Source organism: Pseudomonas putida (assembly GCF_002025705.1).
In the GTDB taxonomy this organism is placed as follows: domain Bacteria; phylum Pseudomonadota; class Gammaproteobacteria; order Pseudomonadales; family Pseudomonadaceae; genus Aquipseudomonas; species Aquipseudomonas putida_J.
Genome location: NZ_CP018846.1, coordinates 1,250,020 through 1,268,292 on the forward strand (window position 1 = coordinate 1,250,020; position 18,273 = coordinate 1,268,292).

The window sequence follows — 18,273 nt, forward strand, 5'->3', positions numbered from 1 at the left end:
AGGAGGGATCTGAGGAAGGGGGGGATTAGTTCGTCTTGGGGAGAGATAGGCTCACCTCGGATGAGGTGGGCCTTGAGGTGAAACTTATCGTTTAGACCAATAATTATTATATGTTGTATGAACTCTATCCTGAGGCTGGAAACTCCAATTCGAGCTTCCAGCCTGTTTTGCCACTGGGGAGGAAGGGGGTAATCCGCTATCAAGGTCAATACCATACACAGGGTTTTTCGATATCACCTCGCCTGGAGGGCCTTGTATGCCTGGAGGGCCTTGTACGCCTGGAGGGCCTTGTACGCCTTGCGGTCCTTGCAGTCCTTGTGGCCCTTGAGCTCCGTCTTTTCCAGGGATTGGGGGTTTTTGTTCCAGGGCGTTTACTCTCGCTTCCAATTTGTTCAAACGATTATTTGCCTTGCCAAGGTTGCGTCCAATAGCTTTTTGTTTTTTGATAACTTTCGCCAGAGTTTCTTTTGTCGCATCTTTGAACTGCTCCCACCTGCCCACTCCTTTCATTTTCGCTACTACTGAGTTCAACTTGTACGCTGCAACCCCCGTCATCATCGCCCCCAGGAAGCTCAGCCCGCCGCCGATCGCCCAGAGTAGGTTGGCTTTTTCGGGGTCATCCTCGTTCGTGGCTACGCCCTGTATTGCAAGGCCAGCAACTTGCGTGGCCACGCCTGCCACGCCGACAGCCAGCCAGACTTTTGACCAAACGGACAACGCACTGAACCCGATGGTCGAGACGGCAACCGCCGCAGACTGTGCAAAGGGAATGATGGAAAGAAGGGCTGCACCAATCGAAAGCCCCAACGTAATCCACAGTGAGGTCTTGCTTGTTTTTTTCCTCTTCGTACCACCCGTCGCCGGCGGGGTAGTGGGCGCTCTGTAACTCACGTGCCCGCTGGGGTCGCGCCAGTTCACCGGGTCGCCCAGGCAGTACTGGTAGGGGTTGATACCGGCGACCTCCGGTGGCATCGAGTCCGGGCTGTGGAAGCGCATCAGCTGCGGGTTGTAGGCGCGGTAGCCACGCCCCAGCAGGTACCAGCCCAGCGTGCGTTCGCGAGCTTCACCGTTGAAGGCCAGCAAGCCTTGCAGCGCTTTGTCCGGGTCTTGCTGGTCAGTGTCGCCGTAGGCGCTGTAGCGGGCTTCGGTCAGCGCGTTCTGGGTGCTCTCGCCCAGCACACTGTTGCTCATGTTGGTCAGCAGCAGGCGGGTAGCGCCGTTGTCGTTGTTCGCTTGCAGGCCCAGCGGGCGTTCGCCGTCATACAGGTACTGCGTCAGCACATCGCCGTCGACGGTACTGTGCAGGCGTTCATTCTGATAGCGGCGCAGCACCTCCGCGCTGTTGCGGTGGCGCACGCCCACCAGGTGATCATGGCCGTCGTAGCGGTAGCTGTACAACGGCTGGCCAGTGGCATCCAGTACCTGTTCAAGGCGGCCATGGTCGTCGTACACAAGCTGGTTGCCGGCCTCGTCGTTGAGCATGTTGCCGTCATCGTCATAGCTGAAGTCGCAGCTGGCGAGGTAGTCCTCATGGGTGTGGGTCACCTTTTTCAACTGGAAGCCATCACAGGTGTAGGTGGCCGTATCCCTGCCGCCATCGGCGAACCAGGTTTTGCACTCGATCAGGTTGTCCAGCAGGTCGTACTTGAAACTCTGTTCCTCGATGGGGCGACCTTTGGCGTTGCTTGGCAGGGCTGAGGGCTCGCCCTCGCACAAATAGCTTTCCAGCCGTTTGCGCAAGTCGTACTCGAAGGTCTCCGTGAGTTCATCTTCGCCGTCACGCTGCAGCGTGCGGCTGTGCAGCAGGCCATCATCGCGCCAGACGTGAGTAATGCGCAGCACCATGCCCTTGGTCTGGTCGTTGTAGCGGGTCAGAGTGCGTTCGACTTCCTGGCCGTGGCTGTCGTAACGCTGTTCGCAGTCGATGCGGTGCAGGCTGGTCAGGTCCTGGGTGCGGGTCAGTTTCAATCGCCCGTCGTCATCGTAGGTAAAGTCTGCGCGCAGGTTGCCCTGGGTGGTCCAGCTCAGGCGGCCCAGGTTGTCGTAGCCGTGTTCGGTCGTCTGCTGGTCGCTGTCCTCGCGCAGCAGTGGGCGGCCCTGCAGCGAGGTGGTGTGGTCGCAGACATAGGTGCTGGCATTAACCTTGTCCTCCCAGGTTTCATTGAGCAGATAGCCCTGGTCGGTGTAGCTGTAGCGACGCTCGCCCTCAACATTGCTGGCGCTGTTGATTGCAGTGGTTTTGCGGTCGTAGTCGTACCTGGCGGGCTGATTACTGCCTACAGTGACTGTCTTGGGTTCCAGGGAGAGGCTTGGGTCGTAGCTGAATGTGAACACACGCTTGGCGGCAGTGGTGCGTTTGCTCATCAGCACCTGTTCGCTGTCGTTGCCGTTTTCGTCCTTGTACTCGTAGGTTTCCTGGCGCGGGCCGGCATTGAGCGTCAGCAGGCGCTCCTGGCCATCGAAGGTGCGCCTGCAGGCCAGTGTGCCGTCAACCCCTTGCTTCTGGTGCGCGTACAGCGCTTCGACCAGTTCATTGCGGCTGTGGGCGGCGAATGTCCGGCTCATCAGTGTTTTGTCAGGGCGTTCGGTCTGGGTCATGCGACCGTAGGCATCGTACGTGTACCTGTTGATGCTCAGCAGCTCGCGCCGCGGGTCCAGCGGGTCGCGGATGCGTTGCTCTTCGCGGGTGCTCTGGCCAACGCCATCGTAGAAGAAGTTCTGGCGCCCGGCTTCCTTGCCCTCGGCATCCAGCCGCTGCACCTGCCATGGTTTTTCATCGAGGTTGTCCTGGGTCAGCGTGAAATGCTGGCGCAGTGTCGGCTGGCCCGTGCCAGTCATCCAGCTGGCTGTCATGTCGCCTTGCTCGCCAAACGGTGAATAGGCACTGTGTTGCCGGGTGCCGTCGGCATTCAGGGTTTCGCACACTTCACCCCAGGCGCCATAGGTGTATTGGGTCTTGGTGGCCAGCGTAGTGCCCGTGAGCCGGGGGTGGTGGTCGTGGACAGTTTCATCGATCAATTGCCCCAGTTCGTCATGGTTCGCCTGGTAAACCAGTTGCGGCTGCTGCGCGCCCTCGGTTTTGCGCGTCTGGCTGATGGTACGGTTCAGGCCGTCGTAGTAGGTAGAAGTGACAACGTTGGTGGTATCGGTTTCGGTCATCCCGGCTTGTTGGCCTGCTGCGGCGACCAGCTGATAGGTATATGTGCGCACGGCCGCGTTCGCGCTGTTGGCAGCGATCGTCTGTTTCACCAGCCGTTGTAGCGCATCGTATTCATAGGCGGTGACTACGCCGTGAATATCCTGCTCGGTCAGCTTGTCGCCGGTCAGGCTCGACAGGGTAGTGACCAGGCTTTTCTGTTGCCCTTTGCAGGTTACGGTTTCTTTGATTTCCAGCGGTGCATTACGTTTTTTCGTGGTTGCGCCCGGGTAGTGCCAGCGGGTGGAAACTTTCTCCTGGCTGGCCAGCAGACCTTTGGCTTCGGCGTTGTACAGGGTTCGGTCTTCGGTGCTCTGGCGGCCATGCAGTGCGGGTTGATCCGGTGCACGGTGGTAACCCAGTTCGGTCAGTTCCAGTGTCACCTCTGCCTCATCAAGGCCGTGGGACAGTGTGGTGCTTTCCGCCACCAGGTACTGGTTCGGGATGCTGGCAATGCGGCTGGCGTCGGTCAGCGCGTCGAACAGGCGATAGCGGTAGCGCGTGGTGAGCACGGGTGCGCCATTCTCGACCGCTACAGGTTTGGGCAGGGTGGGTTCCATGTCGTCTGGCGGCGTCCAGGATGGCCGCGCCCCAGCCGGGTAAACGGTACGCTGCTTGAGGCTGCGCACAAAGCCGTGCGGGTCGGCTGGGCAGCCGTCACTGGCCTCTGCCGTGTAGTACTCGCTGACGGTCTGTATACCGTTGGGCTGAACCTCCAGGGTCTGATTACCATGCTCATCGTAGTCGGTGAAGGTGACTTCCTGGCGCAGCTTGTTGGTGTCGCTCTTCATCCGCCAGCGCTGTATGACGAACTTGACCATCTGGAAGTACCGCGGCTGCAGGGCGAAGCCCAGTGCCGGTTTTTCGTGGTAAAGGGTTTCGGTCTCGTGGATGTGCCAGTCCTTGACCGGCTCTGGCGGCTCTTCACCCTGCGGCGGCAGCACCTGGGCCACGGGGCCATACTGCTCGGTGCTTTGCTTTGTCATCAGGTGGTAGCGGTTGTAATGGCTGATGACCTTGCGAACGACTTCACCGCCTACCTGTTGTGTCTGGGTCGAGGTGTAGAAATAGCCAGCGCTGTTAGGGACTTTGTAGAGCGTATCTTCGCCCTCGGTCCAGGGCTGGCCGCTATTGCCACCCATGAAATTCTCTGCCGAAAAGGCAAAATGGGTAACCATTTTCGGTTGTTTGAAACCAGGGTCGATGCTGTGGCTTGCGACCTTGGGCAGCTTGGGTCTTGGTGCCCCTGTGGGCATCAAGTGGCCGCTGTCGTCGTAGCTGAGGGTTTCGACGCTGCCAGTAGGGGTATATACGGTCTTCAGGCAGGTCATGTCTTGGGTCGAGGCATTGTTGAGGTATTCAAAGCGCCAGTTGGCGTTGTCAGCACTGGGCAACATAACCTTGGTCACCTGGCGAGCGGTGAGCTCGACAGTGAAGGTGCTGGCCCTATCGTCTGGATGCAAGTGGATGTTGTAGCGGTTCAGGCTTGGGTATTCCACCCACAGCAGGCGCTTGCCCGTGGCATCGCGAACTTCGCTCAGGCAAAGGTGGCTGAGGTTGTCAGGCTTGATGTAGGACAATTCGATCCAGTGCGCAGATATTGCATAGATCCGGTGTGGCAGCGCCACCCGCTGGCCATTGCTGACGTGGGCGCGCAGGTGTTCGACCATGCCGGAGCGGTGAACGACGCGGTAGTTGTCCGCGTCATCCTTGTAAAACTCGAAACTCACCAGTTTTTGTTCACTGATGCGGGCCGGTTTGGGTTCGTCGCTGGTCACGCGATAGTTTTCACCGGTGATCAGTGACAAGGCTTTGCTGCCAAGGTCGTACTGTGTGAGGTTGATGCCCCACCCTATACCGTAGCCGCTGTCTGCATCGTTGAGCGGGCTGAAGTCCAGGCGCAGGGGGAGGTTAGGGCCGATCAGGTCATTGGCGACCAACTTTGGCAGTTCGATGCCGAGTGTGTACTGACCGGTACGCGGGTCGACCTGGCCTTGCATGAAACCGAGAAAGTTGAACGCATTGGAGTGTGTGGCGGATGTAGCGATCATGGCATAACTCCTTGGCGAGCAACTAGTTGGAGGCGGGGCTGCGCAGCCTGGCGCACAGATAGCGGGTCAAGTTGTTTTCGTCACCGCGATGAGCCCGGCCTACCATGACCTGATTCAAGGGGCATTCAGACTCACCGTTATGCTCTGGGTAGCCGTGATCGTTATTTTCCTTGCCGCTCTCGGTGTTGGGCGTGCTCCATTTGCCAGGCAGTACCGTAACGCGGGTGCTTTCTGAAGGCGCGCCCTGATAAAGTTCGGCACAGCGATAGTCGGTACGGCCATTATCGTCGCCCTTATCGTCGCCTGTATCATCTTCTGGCCAGTCGCTGGGGTTCGAATAGCCATGGCCGCGGCCGATCATTACTTGGTCGACAGGGCAGGTGAAGTAGTAATAGTCGGTATTGTTCCAGTTGTTGTCACGGACCAGTTCATTGCAGGTTTTGTAGCGGTTTTTGTCGTCGTCAAACTTGGCGTCTAACCTGACACCGCATTCGCGAAACATGGGTGACCACGCCGACGGTTTTGTGTTTACGTCTTTGATGCTTGTGCATTTGTACTGAGTGTCCGCATTCTCGTCCCCCTTGTGTTTGCGCCCGGTCATGACCTGGCCTTCCGGGCATTGCCACTTTCTGCTTGCACTTTCTTTGACGGCACTGCTCCACGCTGTGGCGGGGACACTATAATAGGTGCCTATTTTTGTTGTCTTGTTGGTCGATGTTGTAATGCGCACACACGACAGCGTGTAGGTCATGCGTTCAGTCGTACCGCTCACGCCAAAGTCTTCAACCTTTACTTCCTCGCTGACTTGGTCCCCGGACGGTGAACGGTTCGAAGCGAAGCCTTTGAAATTAAGCGCACTGATACTTTCTTCAACAAGCGTTGCACCGGCTGCTCCGGTTTTTAGTTTGACCCAAAAGTTTTTGTTGGTGGACGGGTCGCGTTCGCGTTCGAAACTGCTGCCCAAGGTGGTGTCACACAGGTAGTCGTCTGTGAGCAGCACCTGGGTGGCCGGTGGCATATTCTCCATGGAGATGGAAGCGACCCGCAGGCCATAACATTCGGAAGCAGGGTTGTTGAGCAGCACATCAACTGTACGGCTACTGCCGGCCGGCAGGACGTTGATCGTGCAGCTGGCATTACTGTCGTTCTCAGGGTCTGTAATATTGCCCTTCTTGCCGTACAGGGTAATGCTCCCGTTTTCATTGGCAGAGGGTATTGCCGCGTGTACGACGCTGCTGGGCAAGACGCCAGCAGCGCCAATGGTCAATACGATAAGGCTACGTCGGGCCAAGCGACCAAGGGGGCGGGTAAATAACATTTTATTTCCTCCAGATGAGGCTCGGTACTAATGGGGTGAAATAAGTGGCGCTGGAAGGGCCGTTGTGAATCTTGCAGTCTGCGGAGCGTGCATGCTGCAAAGCTGGAGGATAAAAGTGCAGGTGGTTTTTTGCACCTGATAGAAATACTAGGCCGGTGGGCGTGTTGGTTTATGCGTGAACATTTCAATTTAAATTATTGTCAGGGCAGGGTCACCTGGCAAAAATAACAGGTCGGTGCCGCAGGCTGCCGGCAGTGATTGACGGCGGCTACCTATTATTTTTGCCAGTAGGCAGCTGTTGAGCCACGGGGTAAAAAAGAGTGAACCTGTGGAGTTCAAAAATATGACCCTGACGAAACAAGTGGCGCGCTACCCGTTGCCCAGTATTCCCCTGTTGACGGATAAACTTGAAATCGACGTGGATGCCTTGCAAGGCGCTGACCTTCCGACGTTTGTGAATTATCCCGGTATCAAGACCGGCGACGTAATTACGGTGATCTGGCGAGGTGCCAGTGGGAGCGGAGTGCCGTTCGACGACCTGGAGTCGGGCACGCCTGTGATTGACCCGGACCCGACCGTAGGGATGCTTGTGCACATCCGAAACCAGACCCTTGTGAGTGCCAGGAGCGGCGCAGGGTTCTATTCCTATCGGGTCAATGGGGATGAGGCCACCGAGTCGTTCCGGTTGTTCTGCCTGGTGGGGCTGGTCGATAGGCCAGTCTGGGAGGAACGCCTGGGTGTGGTGCAAGTACTTGAATCCCACGATCAGGTCATCGACTACGGCGCTCTAGGTAGCGCGGGTGCCACTGTGTATATCCCTCATTACCAGGCCATGCAGGTGGGTGATGCAGTGACATTGGTGCTCAATGGCACTGACGAGGACGGCAAGCCGGTAGCGGAAACGACTTTCGACTGTTCCCCCCAGGCGGCTGACCTGGGTAATGCACTGAAGTGCCCGATCCGTCGTAGTGAATTGCGCGACCTGGTGAACGGGCGAGCCGAACTTCACTACCTGATCACATTGAAAGGGAAGACCGCCCCACTGCAGTCGCCTGGTCAGAAATTTGCGGTAATGGAGAAGCCTGTTCACAGGCATCCGTACTTGCCGGCTCTGAGCATCGAAGGTTTCTCCGGCGATGTGTTGAACCCGGACGCTTTCCTCGATGGGCTGATCATCCAGGCGCGATGCCCAGCGCTGGCCAGGGCGGGTGACTGGGTGCTGTGCCACTGGAGCGGTGGGAGGGTGGAGAACCGCCACATCCTGGCACTGCGTCTGGATGCGAGCAACCTGCCAGATGGGCTGCTTCAGTTCAGCCTGGGCCCCGAGGCGCTGATCGATAGTGTCGGCGATGAAATTGAACTGTTCTTCCAGATCGCGCGTGAGGGGTGGGCGCTGAGTTCGTTGCTCCTGTCGTTCAAAGTCGAGCGTGCGCGAGGGCCTCGCCTGGCACCGACCATTGAGAAGACCACCCCCGAAGCAGACGCCGCTGTTGGGTCGGCCATTGAGTTCAGAGGCGGGGCTTGGGTCAATGTGCCTCCTGATGCAGTACAGGCCTCGGACAAAGTAAAGGTGCACTGGGAGGGCGACCCCTATGCCGGCTGCGTTACGGTCGAAACACCGGATGATCCGAATGCCCCATTGCGGTTCAAGATTCCTGCCGAGTACATCGCCGCCAACATGGAGCAGAGCAATGACGCCTCTGCCAAGCGCTTCCCGGTGTCCTACACCCTTGTCACCGATACCGGCGAACTGCCCTCGGAAGCGTTGCGGCTGAGAATCCAGCCAGTGCCACGAGGCAACTACCAGCAGGTGATCTGCGACGAAGCAGATGGGCTGGGCAACCTGAGTATAGGCGCTCTCAAAGCGGACCCCTCCCTGGTGCTTCGTAGCTGGCCATTCATGGCCGTCGGCAATCGGGTGACGATCTCGGTGACCGGCGTGCTGGCCGTTGGTGGTGAGTACAAGAAGACTTTGCGCGATGCGCAAAAGGTCGATGCCGGCGAAGTTGCTAAAGGCATGGTGGTGGCGACGGTGCCCTTGCAGGACCTGAAGGGGCTGGCAATCGACTCGCGCATGAGCATGAAGGCAGAGATCAGCTTCGATGATGGTCAGTCCACTCACGCAGTACCGGACAGCAACGTTGCGATCCGGTCTTGATGCCATTAAGGCAATCACACTCATGTGAGCAATACGCTCGAGGATACTAAATGAAAAAGCAATCTTTGGCCGATTTCCTGAAGGAAATGGCAAAAAAACCGCAAACACTTGACTGGGATGTGGTGGCGGCATTTGACCGTGACAAGACCAACTATCTGCTGCTGCAGGATTACATTTCCCGTTTTGGCAAAGACTCATTGTTTGATCCTGTGGATGGTTCGGAGTCCACGGGTGGGACCACGCATACAATGGACGGCCTGCAACTGGACAAGCCGCGGCTATCGTTCGATAACGCTGTCATCACCGAGTCGCGGGCCCGCTGCGTGATGCGAACGGTGGGCGGCAAAATCTACGAGACCACGACCCCGCAAGGCACCACGCGTAAAGAAATAAAACGTTTTGGCATCTCGGACGGCCTGGTGGGGCCAATCTTGACGATGACCATTAACTTGAGAAATACGCCGGGAACTGTAACGAGTGCGGGCGCCGTGGAGCTTGATCTGGCAGGCAACGGTGCAGCGAACTTTGAGTTCACGGGGGTGGATACTGCTTACGAGTCTGTAAAATTGGGCACTTATCTGAAAAGCACGATCGAAAAATGGGGCGATGATAAGAAAAAATTCCAACTTGGTGAGCTACGAAAGAACCCTGAAGACCCTTTGCAACCGGGAGAGTTTAGAGTATTGACGCGTCCTGCGCCTGGTGCGACTGCGCGACATGCCGATAACTTTGGTGACGGTGAAGTGCTGTTGATGATCGGGCTGGATGACCGCGAAGGTAAGTTGCCGCCGTCCGACACGTCAATTCCCTACTTGTTGCCGGATGGGTATTCGAGCAATTTGGTGATCAGTTTTGAACAAATCCTCAAACGTATGATGTATGAGACGTTGATCAAGCGTCCAGAGCTGAGTGGGGCCAAGTTTGATGAGGTTAGTGTCGGCAATTTCAAGCGCTACGTCGCCGTAGGTGGTGGTTACTCAACCCATCTCGTTCTAAGAACTTGGGATGGTTGGAGCCTCGGATTTCCATTGACTGAACTGCCATTCAAAAGTGCGACGCCATTTACACTCGAACTTGGCAGTGGCGCCATGATCGTAAAATGGGCGGGGAGCAATGAGATAGTCGGGAAAGCCAGTACATGGGTCGTAAATCCTCCATACCCTCCCACTGAGATCAAGTATGAAGGAAAGATTCGCGTTGACTGGGACATAAAGTATACGTTCAAGGCCAAGCTGGGAAAGGACGCTAGTGGCCGCGCCATCATCGTGATCGAAGGCGTAGTCGATACGTTCGATTTCCGTACTGCATTCGTTAGCGGGAGTGGGGACGGTACTGCGAAAAAATGCTTCATGGATGGGTATGGTCAGGCCGGCCCTGAGCTTGCAGCGCGTTTCGAGAGGTTGCGCGACTTATCCGAAACACTTGGGTTCAGCCTCGACGCGTTCCGCTTTAACGGCCTGCTGTTCCCTGATGAGTCAGTGGTCGTGCCCAGAACGATCGAGCTGCCCGGTGACCTGACGGCATTGGGCGATCTAGCGCGTGCATTGACAGGCAACCGGCTCTCGCACAATGAAGTGACAGTAACGGCCGCAAGCAATCATACATTCACAGTCACCCCCGCACTTGAAGGTGTGGAATGGTCAGTCAGCCCGCTGCCAGGTGACCCCACTGGCGACGAGAACACGGGGACAATCGGTAAAAGCACTGGTGTGTATACCGCCCCTGCTGCTGACAGCTTCGGTTATGCCTTCAGGCGGGTCATCGTAACGGCAAAAAAAGGCGACTGGTCTGCCAATGCCTTGGTGCATTTGGTGGCGGCACCGGTTTCGGTGTTCCCTCTGGTTAACACGGTCAACCTGACTACCAAGGACGATGAGGGCAACGACCTCGGAGGTTATGTGGTCTGGGCAGGCTCCACCAATGGAGGGGCGCTGGACTGGAAGATCTCGGGTAATGCCGGCGGCTCACTGAAAGTTGTGGATGATCCCAATGTTCAGGATGCGCGGCAGTACTGGGCCGCTACAGACTTTCCGACAGATGGCGAGGGGCTTGAAAAAGTTCTGCGCGTGGACAAAGTGGAAGTCTCACAAGGAAGCGGCCCCGTTACAACGTGTGAAATGCTTCTCACGAAAACACCAAAGTCGGAGTACTTCTTTGATTTTAAAGCGGTAGGGGGTGGCACGCAATTCGAGTTTTGGGTAACGGATGATGACGGGGAGAAAGTTCAACTGCCGGATACGGAGATTGAATGGCACCTTGTGAGTGGTAAGGGCACGTTGGATGAAAAAGGGGTATATAAGTTTGCTGACAATGCGGCTGATCATTATATCATCGTTGCTGCTATCGATTTAGAGGGGGGTAGCCGTAACCTGCAATGGAATTACAGAATTCTGACGCGGGCGATGCTCGACGCTTCTCAGGTGGCTACCCAACGGTCAGGAGTTAAGTAGATGTCTAAAAAACTCTCTAAATCGGAGCAATTGCAGCAGCTACGCGATGAAAACCTGCTGTACGGCTGGGGTGCAGCAATGTCCATCGGCCGCAAGGCGTTGAACATCTTGCTTCAGGATGCCTTTCTGGGGTCGCTGGGTAACATGACCTATCTGGAGCCCTTCGCCGACTACTTCCCAATCAACGAGGGCAATTCCCAGGTCATTGAGATCGAGGGGCTGGTGATCGGGCCTGCGCAGGTATCGTTCGAGAGTGCCGTGGCGACCGACCGCTTGGTCACTGTGCGCATGAACCTGCTGGCCGGGGAATACCGCTACCGGCTTCACCTGCCCGGAGAGCCGCCCCGGTTCCACCGCAGTTTCACCATTCGTGAGCAGATGGGGTTCTACCTGGAGGCGCGTTGCAGGCTGGCTTTGGTAATGGACCCGGTTGCCCTGAAGCGGCAGATCGTGCTCGATCTGAGCGAGGCTACGCATTTCACCTGCAACCTTGGCGAGCGCCCCTACGAGCGCACCAAGATTGGTGAGCGCCTGCAGGCATGGCTCGCAGAGCAGCCCGAAGAGCGGCGCCTGCTGCGCCTGGGCGAGTTCGACATGCGCAACTACCAGCCGTTGAGCCTCACCAATGGCAGCCTGATCACGCACCCGGCACCGTGGGCGGGCGAGCCTGGCAAGCAAGGCGACGGTGCACTTGTGGTGTTCATGCAGACGGGCGTGGATTGGGAACCGGGTAACTTGCCGGCGGGCAATTATGCTTACTCGTTACCTGAAGACGGCAGTGCCGACATAGCGCTGGCAACCCAGACGGATCTGCGCGACCTTAAGCTGGGTGAGCCTGCGGATGTGCTGAAGTCGTTGACGTTGGGTAATCGCCGCCAGATAACCCTGACAGAAACTCATCAGCTGGATGCTGTGCTGAGTTTCGGCAAGCTGGCGCGCGGCACGCTCAACCGCGAGCTGCAGCCAGCTTTCACCACGCTGGGCGCCACTCAATCATGCCAGTTCATGATGTCCGGTGGCACCGGCGCCACTGAATGGCGGGCGCGCAACATGTTCCGACCACTGGCAACGGGGAGCATGGATGCTGGCCTCTACCGTGCGCGCGCCAGCCAGGACTTCGTCAAGAAGACCCAGATGGTGCTGGTGACTGGCCACGCTGCAGGTGATGACGAGCGCACTAGTGCCTCAGCCCTGGTGGTGGAAACCGATCAACCTTTGACGATTGCGCCTCAAACTGTCAACTGGTCCATCGATGATCCAACCATCGAGTTCGTAGCGGCGGGAGGGGCAGCCGTAACCTGGACGTTGGAGGGCGATAAAGTGGGTAGTCTGGTGAGCGAAGGCCACCGGGCCACTTTCACACCTGCAGCCCCACCGGACCCATCCCCCCCTGTGCAACGCCAACGCGTGCGGGTGAAGTACAACGACAATGGGCTCGAGTACGCTACCGAGGCTTGCGTGATCATCGTAAATCGGCCCTCTTCATTGGGCGTCGAGCCATTTTACGTGGCGCGTGAGGACTCGTTCACACCTATCACGTTCTCGCTGGCGGAGGATTGGCGCGAGGCCTTGGCGAAAGCCGGTATCAGGCCGCCAGATGCCCTGCAGCAGAGCGATATCGTCTGGTCGGTCGTTGGCGAGGGTTCAATTACGCCTGAGGGCCTGTATACACCACCGGACAGTGCGGTTTCCTCGGCCAGCGTAGTACGGGCGGTTGTGAGAAACAGGTTGTCCGGCTACGCCATCATCGAACACGGCCAACGCCAAGGCACACGCTCGGCATCAGTGGCCAATTGGAACAAGTTGTCACATTTCTACGTCAAGGCATCCACGACACCAGAATGCTACGCCAATGGCATGCAGCAGATACAGATTCAGGTTGACATTCAAACGGATCAAGAGGACGGCTTTGTCGACCCGATCAGCGATGACGAGTTGCAGACGCTCAAGTTCTACACCGTGAATGGCAGTGAGCTGAAGGTGGTGGACGTGGGGATCGAGCCTCCGGCAGCGGGTACGCCAGGCACCTGGGTGATGCGTCGCAGCCATAACCCGCTACTGGAGATGAGGGGTACCAGTGGCGCCAGCCCGGCCCCCGTGCCTGCTGCTGCGGGCCAAACCCTTTGGGACTATTGGTTGCAGACCACCTCCACGGTGCCGGTCGAGGTCTACGCCATGTTCAAGCAGTCCGGGCTAGGTGGCAGGTGGTTCAGCTCGGTTGAGCAAAGCAAGGATAACGGCAAGGTGAGAGTACAGGGCCTTACGCTGCCGACCTACGACCCAGCCACGGATTACCCATGGTCGGCAGAGGAGAAGCGGGTCAAGCAAGAGGGCAAGGCTGTGGGCAACGATACATTCAACTACATGACGCTGACGGTGGATTACTGGAAGCTGACCCACGTTCAGGCCCCCGGTAAACGTATCCCGTTTGTGGCAATCGATATCGATTGGTTTGGCAACAAGTCGGTCATGCGTTGGGCCTCTGATGAGTACGAAGATGAGCTTTGCAGTTACAGCGGCTTCATGGTCGGCGGGCTTGATGAAGAGATGATCTACGACGGCGCCCTGGCACGCATGGCCGGCAAGCGTGGGTTGACGTTGGAGAAACTGGAACCCACCCGCGCGCCGGCCAGTGGAGAGTTGCTGTTCAGCCTGAACCGTGTGACCAACTTCCGCCAACGGTACGAAACGCCAGACGATCCGGACATTCTGACGGATGAAGAGGCGCCCCAACGCGAACACCTGTTACGTACGTTCAAGTTCCGCTTGCTCGACCAGCAAGGCAATCGCCACGACTTGCAGATCGGTTACCCGGGGAGCGGGCGAGACGGGCGCAATACCTTCCTCCTTTCAAGACAACCCAAGCGCACCTGAAAAAGGCGGCGGTGCCTCGTCGCGACGAGGTACCGCCAGCCGCATTCCCACAGAGAGATCAAAGCGATGACAGCAGAATCTGTTGTGCATTCCAACGCCTTCAATTTCATGAGTTTCATCAATAACAGTGTCGACCCACGTACAGGCCAGTACACGCTTGCCATTCAGTTGCCCAGTGTTCCGGCCAATCAATTGCAGGGGCCCGACCTGCCCCTGCAACTGGCCTACAACCCTTTGAACACCGAAGACAGTGGTTTTGGCAAAGGGTGGAACATCAACCTCAGCCAGTACGTACCCAGTACCCGGGCATTGTCACTGCACACCGGCGAGCAGTTCGTGGTCACCAGTACCGAAACCCAGCCAGCGCGCATTCGGGAAAAGAAACTCGAGAGTTTCAAGTTCTATCGGGACGATGCCAGCAACTACCGGGTGGTGCACAAGTCCGGCCTGGTGGAACACCTGCGCACGATGACCAGCAACGGCGTCACGCTGGCCCTACCTTACCGGGTCCATGCACCCTCCGGGCATTGGATCGAACTGGCCTATACCCGGCCATCAGGCAGCAGCCACCAATGCCTTGCGAGTATTCAGGATGCGACAGGCAAGCGCCTGTTGCAGGTGGAGTATGCCAGTAGTGGGCGTTACAACTTGCACCTGCACCCTGATGCAGGCACAGAGGGTAAGCCACTGGCTACTTATGCTGTACACCTGACGGGGAGGCTGGTCGACAAGGTGGTACTGCCGACCAAGGATCAAGGCAGTTGGCGCTTTACCTACCTGACCAACGCCAGCACCCAGAACATGACCTGCCTGGCGACCGTGGGCACGCCGACCGGCAGTGTAGAAACCATTACATACGATGACGCGGGCCATCTGCTGCCAACGGGAGCACCGCGTGAGCGGCTGCCGCGGGTCAAGAGCCACCAGCTCAACCCAGGCGCCGGTCAGCCCGTCATGGTAACGGACTACACCTACAGTCCCGAGAACTTCATGGCCGGCAACAGTACGATCACCTGGTCGGAGGGGGAGGACAACCTCTACAAGGCCGGTGCGAGCTATGTATTCAACAGCACCGAACAGCTGCTTTTGCAGGGCGAGGTGGTGCGCAAGATCGTACGGACTTATGACCGCCATCACCTGATGATCCAGCAGGTGACCGAACAGTTGGGGGACACGTTCGATTACGACACGGCCGATAAACCTCGACAGCAATGGCATGTCACCCAGACCGACACGACCTATCACGGCAACGCCAGCGTAGGGTTCGATCTGCAGCCGCCTTACTTCCAGTTGCCCAAACTGGTAGCCGAGCAGTGGCGGATGCGCGATGACCCGACGCGTGTGCGTACCGAGGTGAGCGAATACGGCTATGACGATTTTGGCAACCAGACGCTCGAGGTCCAACCTAACGGTGTGCGTACGGTCAGTGAGTATTACCTGGCTGCCGGCAGCGGCGACGATTGCCCGCCAGACCCGCAGGGTTTTGTGCGCAACTTGAAGAGCCGTACGGTCCATCCGTCGACCCTGTTCGAGCCTGTACCGGCGGCACCTGTGCTGCGCACGGAGTACCGCTATGGCCAATACGATTCGATCCTGTCGTCACGTCTGCGTGCGGTGCGCCGACGGGTGGGTAGCTACTGGTTGCAGGTGAAGCAGGAACAATTGCTCGAGCTGACAGGCACTTCCAATGAGCCCGTGCAGACTACCCTGCGTGATACCGCGTTCGTCTACATCTCGAACAAGTCCGACTTGTTGCGTCATGGCCGCCTGCAAACCCAGACAGTGACAATGCACGACAAACCAGAAACTGAGACCCTGACCGAGTTCGAGTATGAGTCCCAGACCAACGACACCGTGCTGCAAACACTGCAGACGGTGATCGGCTTTGATGATGGTGAGCCGGTCGATGGCGAGGATGAGCCCCGCAACTCGACCAAGCAGATCACCCTGCGCCAAAGCATGCTCATCGACCTGCCGTTGCTCAATCGCGACGAAAACGATGTGGAGATCGCTTACGAGTACGACGAACTGCGCCGGGTCACCAAGGAAACCGTGTCACCTAACGACGACGACTTCCGCGCTTCGCGGCAGTATACCTATGAGCTAGTGGCAACCCAGGGGCAGCAGGCCCGGCAGACAGAGACCAACGTCAAGGGTGTGGCCACACGGGCCTTCGTCGATGGCCTGAATCGGTTGGTCAGGACTGAGCGCCATGACGCCGATGCCCAGGACGCCAGGCGTGCGGCCGAATTCCGGCTCAATTACACCGCCGAGTACGACGTGTTCGGCAATCAGGTCAAGGAAGTGGAGCATGACTGGCTGGATGAGGTCGATCCGCAAAAGCCGGAAGGCCCTTTGATAAAAGTTACGCTGGAGCTGCCCAAAGCTCTCAAGTACGACGGTTGGAACCAGCAGTACGCCGAGATCGGCGCCGATGGCGTCATGCATGTGGAGCGCACCGACCTGATTGGCTCGGTACCTGGGGCGCAAGCGCTGGCCGTCGACAGCCAGCGCAGGTTACCGCGGCACGCCAGAGTGGCTGAACCTGGCAAGACGTTGGCAGACGACCGGCGCCCTGTGCAGACCAACTGGTCACAAACCCCTGATGGCACCATCAAAGGGGGCAAGACGACGCAGTGGCTGAATGCTTTCGACCAACCGATCGAAGTGCAACGGGTGGATACCAAGGGTACACGGATTAGCCGCCACCAGTACTTCTACGATGGCCTGGGCCGAACCGTGCGCGAGATCGATGCTCGTCAGGCTACGGTCAGCTCCGTCTACGACGTGTTCGACCGCTTGGCCGAGCAGACCTTGGCCGATGGCAGCAAGGTGCAGCGCCACTACGCTGAGCACAGTAGCGAAGACCTGCCGATCAGCATTTCGGTTGATGGCAAGTTGCTGGGTGAACAACGCTTTGACGGCCTGGGCCGTATGATCGAGGCCACCACAGGGGGGCGCAAACGGGAGTTGCATTACTTGCCGGGCCAACGCCAGCCGAGCTGGGTGATTACCCCACGAGGGGTCAGGATCGACTACACCTACCAGCCGCAGTTGAATGAGGAGCCGCTCAAGCGTGTAATCCCCACTGCCTCCCTCGATTATGAATATGACCCACAGGATGCGCGCCTGAAGACATGCCTGGAAAATGGCAAGAAAGTGCTGGAGCGTGATTACTTCAGTACCGGCCAGGTGAAGTCGGAAACACGCACCGTCGAAGACGGCGGCAGCGTCATCTACACCATGCGCTACCGCTCCAGCCTGCGCAGTCGCGAGTTGACTTATGAGGACGTGCTGGGTAATACGCAATTCTACAGGTATGACGACAAGGGACGGTTGAGCAGCACCGAGCTTGGAACCACCAAGGCGCAGTTTGACTATGACGAGCTCGGGCGCATGAAAAGCTATGTAACCACCGACGGTTCTCAGCGCTTGGGCACCTTCCTCTCCTACGATGACTTCGATCGCGAGATTGAGCGTCGCTTCGAGCTGCAGGACGAGGTCCAGTTACTCAAACAGACCTACGACGGCGCTGATGCACTGACCGAGCGCCACCTCATGACCGAGGACGAGCGGACGCTGCGTCTGGAAACCTATTGGTATGACAAGCGTGGGCATCTGGAGGATTACGAGTGTGAAGGTGAACTTTCGCCGGTCGATCCGTACGGCAAGACCATCACTGCTCAAGCCTTTTATTTTGATGCGCTGGACAACATCACAAGAGTCGATACTTGGTTCCCCAATGCTGAGGGGCGTGAAGAGAAAAATACGGCGAACTACACGTTTGACAACCCCCTGGACCCGGCGCAGTTGACCGGTATTAGCAATACTCACGACGACTACCCCGGCAGTATTGCACTGTTATACGACGGTGACGGCAACCTGATCCAGGACGAGCAGGGACGAACACTTGTCTATAACGCCTTGGGGCAGTTGGAGCGCGTCGATCTGCCTGATGGTGGGCAGGCGGTATATGGTTACGATCCGCTAGACCGCCTGGCTAGCCAGGGCGGCAGTGCATTGGCGGCATTGACGGAGCAAGACGAAGCTTAGTTATCTAACTGAGTGGTTGCTGGCCTGTACAGCGGCTGATATCCGTCAGCCACTTACAGGCCTTTTGGCGTTTTTTCACGGTTACAAGTGCGCACGCTCTACGTTGTCAAACTGTTAAAAATGCCAGTTGTGGTCAAACCTTGCAGCGCGCTCAATTGCGTTCATCGGCAAGT

At 57.7% G+C, this 18,273-nt stretch carries 6 protein-coding genes; 4 read left to right on the forward strand and 2 right to left on the reverse strand.

Annotated elements, in window-relative coordinates:
- Positions 1–84: 84 nt before the first annotated feature.
- Complete coding sequence (locus tag BUQ73_RS05805; protein ID WP_079227029.1) at positions 85–5,247, reverse strand: RHS repeat domain-containing protein; 5,163 nt, start codon at positions 5,245–5,247, stop codon at positions 85–87.
- Positions 5,248–5,269: 22 nt separating this feature from the next.
- Positions 5,270–6,565 carry a hypothetical protein gene (locus BUQ73_RS05810; RefSeq protein WP_079227030.1) on the reverse strand — a complete coding sequence of 432 codons (1,296 nt, stop codon included), beginning with the start codon at positions 6,563–6,565 and terminating at the stop codon, positions 5,270–5,272.
- A 343-nt stretch (positions 6,566–6,908) separates the two neighbouring features.
- Here BUQ73_RS05810 and BUQ73_RS05815 point away from each other — a divergent pair, with 343 nt between their 5' ends.
- The 4 genes from BUQ73_RS05815 (at position 6,909) to BUQ73_RS05830 (ending at position 18,100) form a co-directional block, all read left to right on the forward strand.
- A complete protein-coding gene (locus BUQ73_RS05815) occupies positions 6,909–8,723 on the forward strand; it encodes a hypothetical protein (RefSeq protein WP_152031510.1) in 1,815 nt (604 codons plus the stop codon).
- 50 nt (positions 8,724–8,773) lie between these two features.
- A complete protein-coding gene (locus tag BUQ73_RS05820; protein ID WP_079227032.1) occupies positions 8,774–11,173 on the forward strand; it encodes a hypothetical protein in 2,400 nt (799 codons plus the stop codon).
- Entirely contained in the window at positions 11,174–14,047 is a 2,874-nt protein-coding gene (locus BUQ73_RS05825; RefSeq protein WP_079227033.1) for a hypothetical protein, read from the forward strand.
- 108 nt (positions 14,048–14,155) lie between these two features.
- On the forward strand, positions 14,156–18,100 hold the full coding sequence (locus tag BUQ73_RS05830; RefSeq protein ID WP_161492831.1) for an RHS repeat domain-containing protein: 3,945 nt from the start codon (positions 14,156–14,158) through the stop codon (positions 18,098–18,100).
- Positions 18,101–18,273 lie beyond the last annotated feature (173 nt).

Coding starts and splice junctions, on each gene's coding strand:
- BUQ73_RS05805 (WP_079227029.1), bottom strand. CDS start 5,247: ATGATCGCTACATCCGCCACACACTCCAATGCGTTCAACTTTCTCGGT.
- BUQ73_RS05810 (WP_079227030.1), bottom strand. CDS start 6,565: ATGTTATTTACCCGCCCCCTTGGTCGCTTGGCCCGACGTAGCCTTATC.
- BUQ73_RS05815 (WP_152031510.1), top strand. CDS start 6,909: ATGACCCTGACGAAACAAGTGGCGCGCTACCCGTTGCCCAGTATTCCC.
- BUQ73_RS05820 (WP_079227032.1), top strand. CDS start 8,774: ATGAAAAAGCAATCTTTGGCCGATTTCCTGAAGGAAATGGCAAAAAAA.
- BUQ73_RS05825 (WP_079227033.1), top strand. CDS start 11,174: ATGTCTAAAAAACTCTCTAAATCGGAGCAATTGCAGCAGCTACGCGAT.
- BUQ73_RS05830 (WP_161492831.1), top strand. CDS start 14,156: ATGAGTTTCATCAATAACAGTGTCGACCCACGTACAGGCCAGTACACG.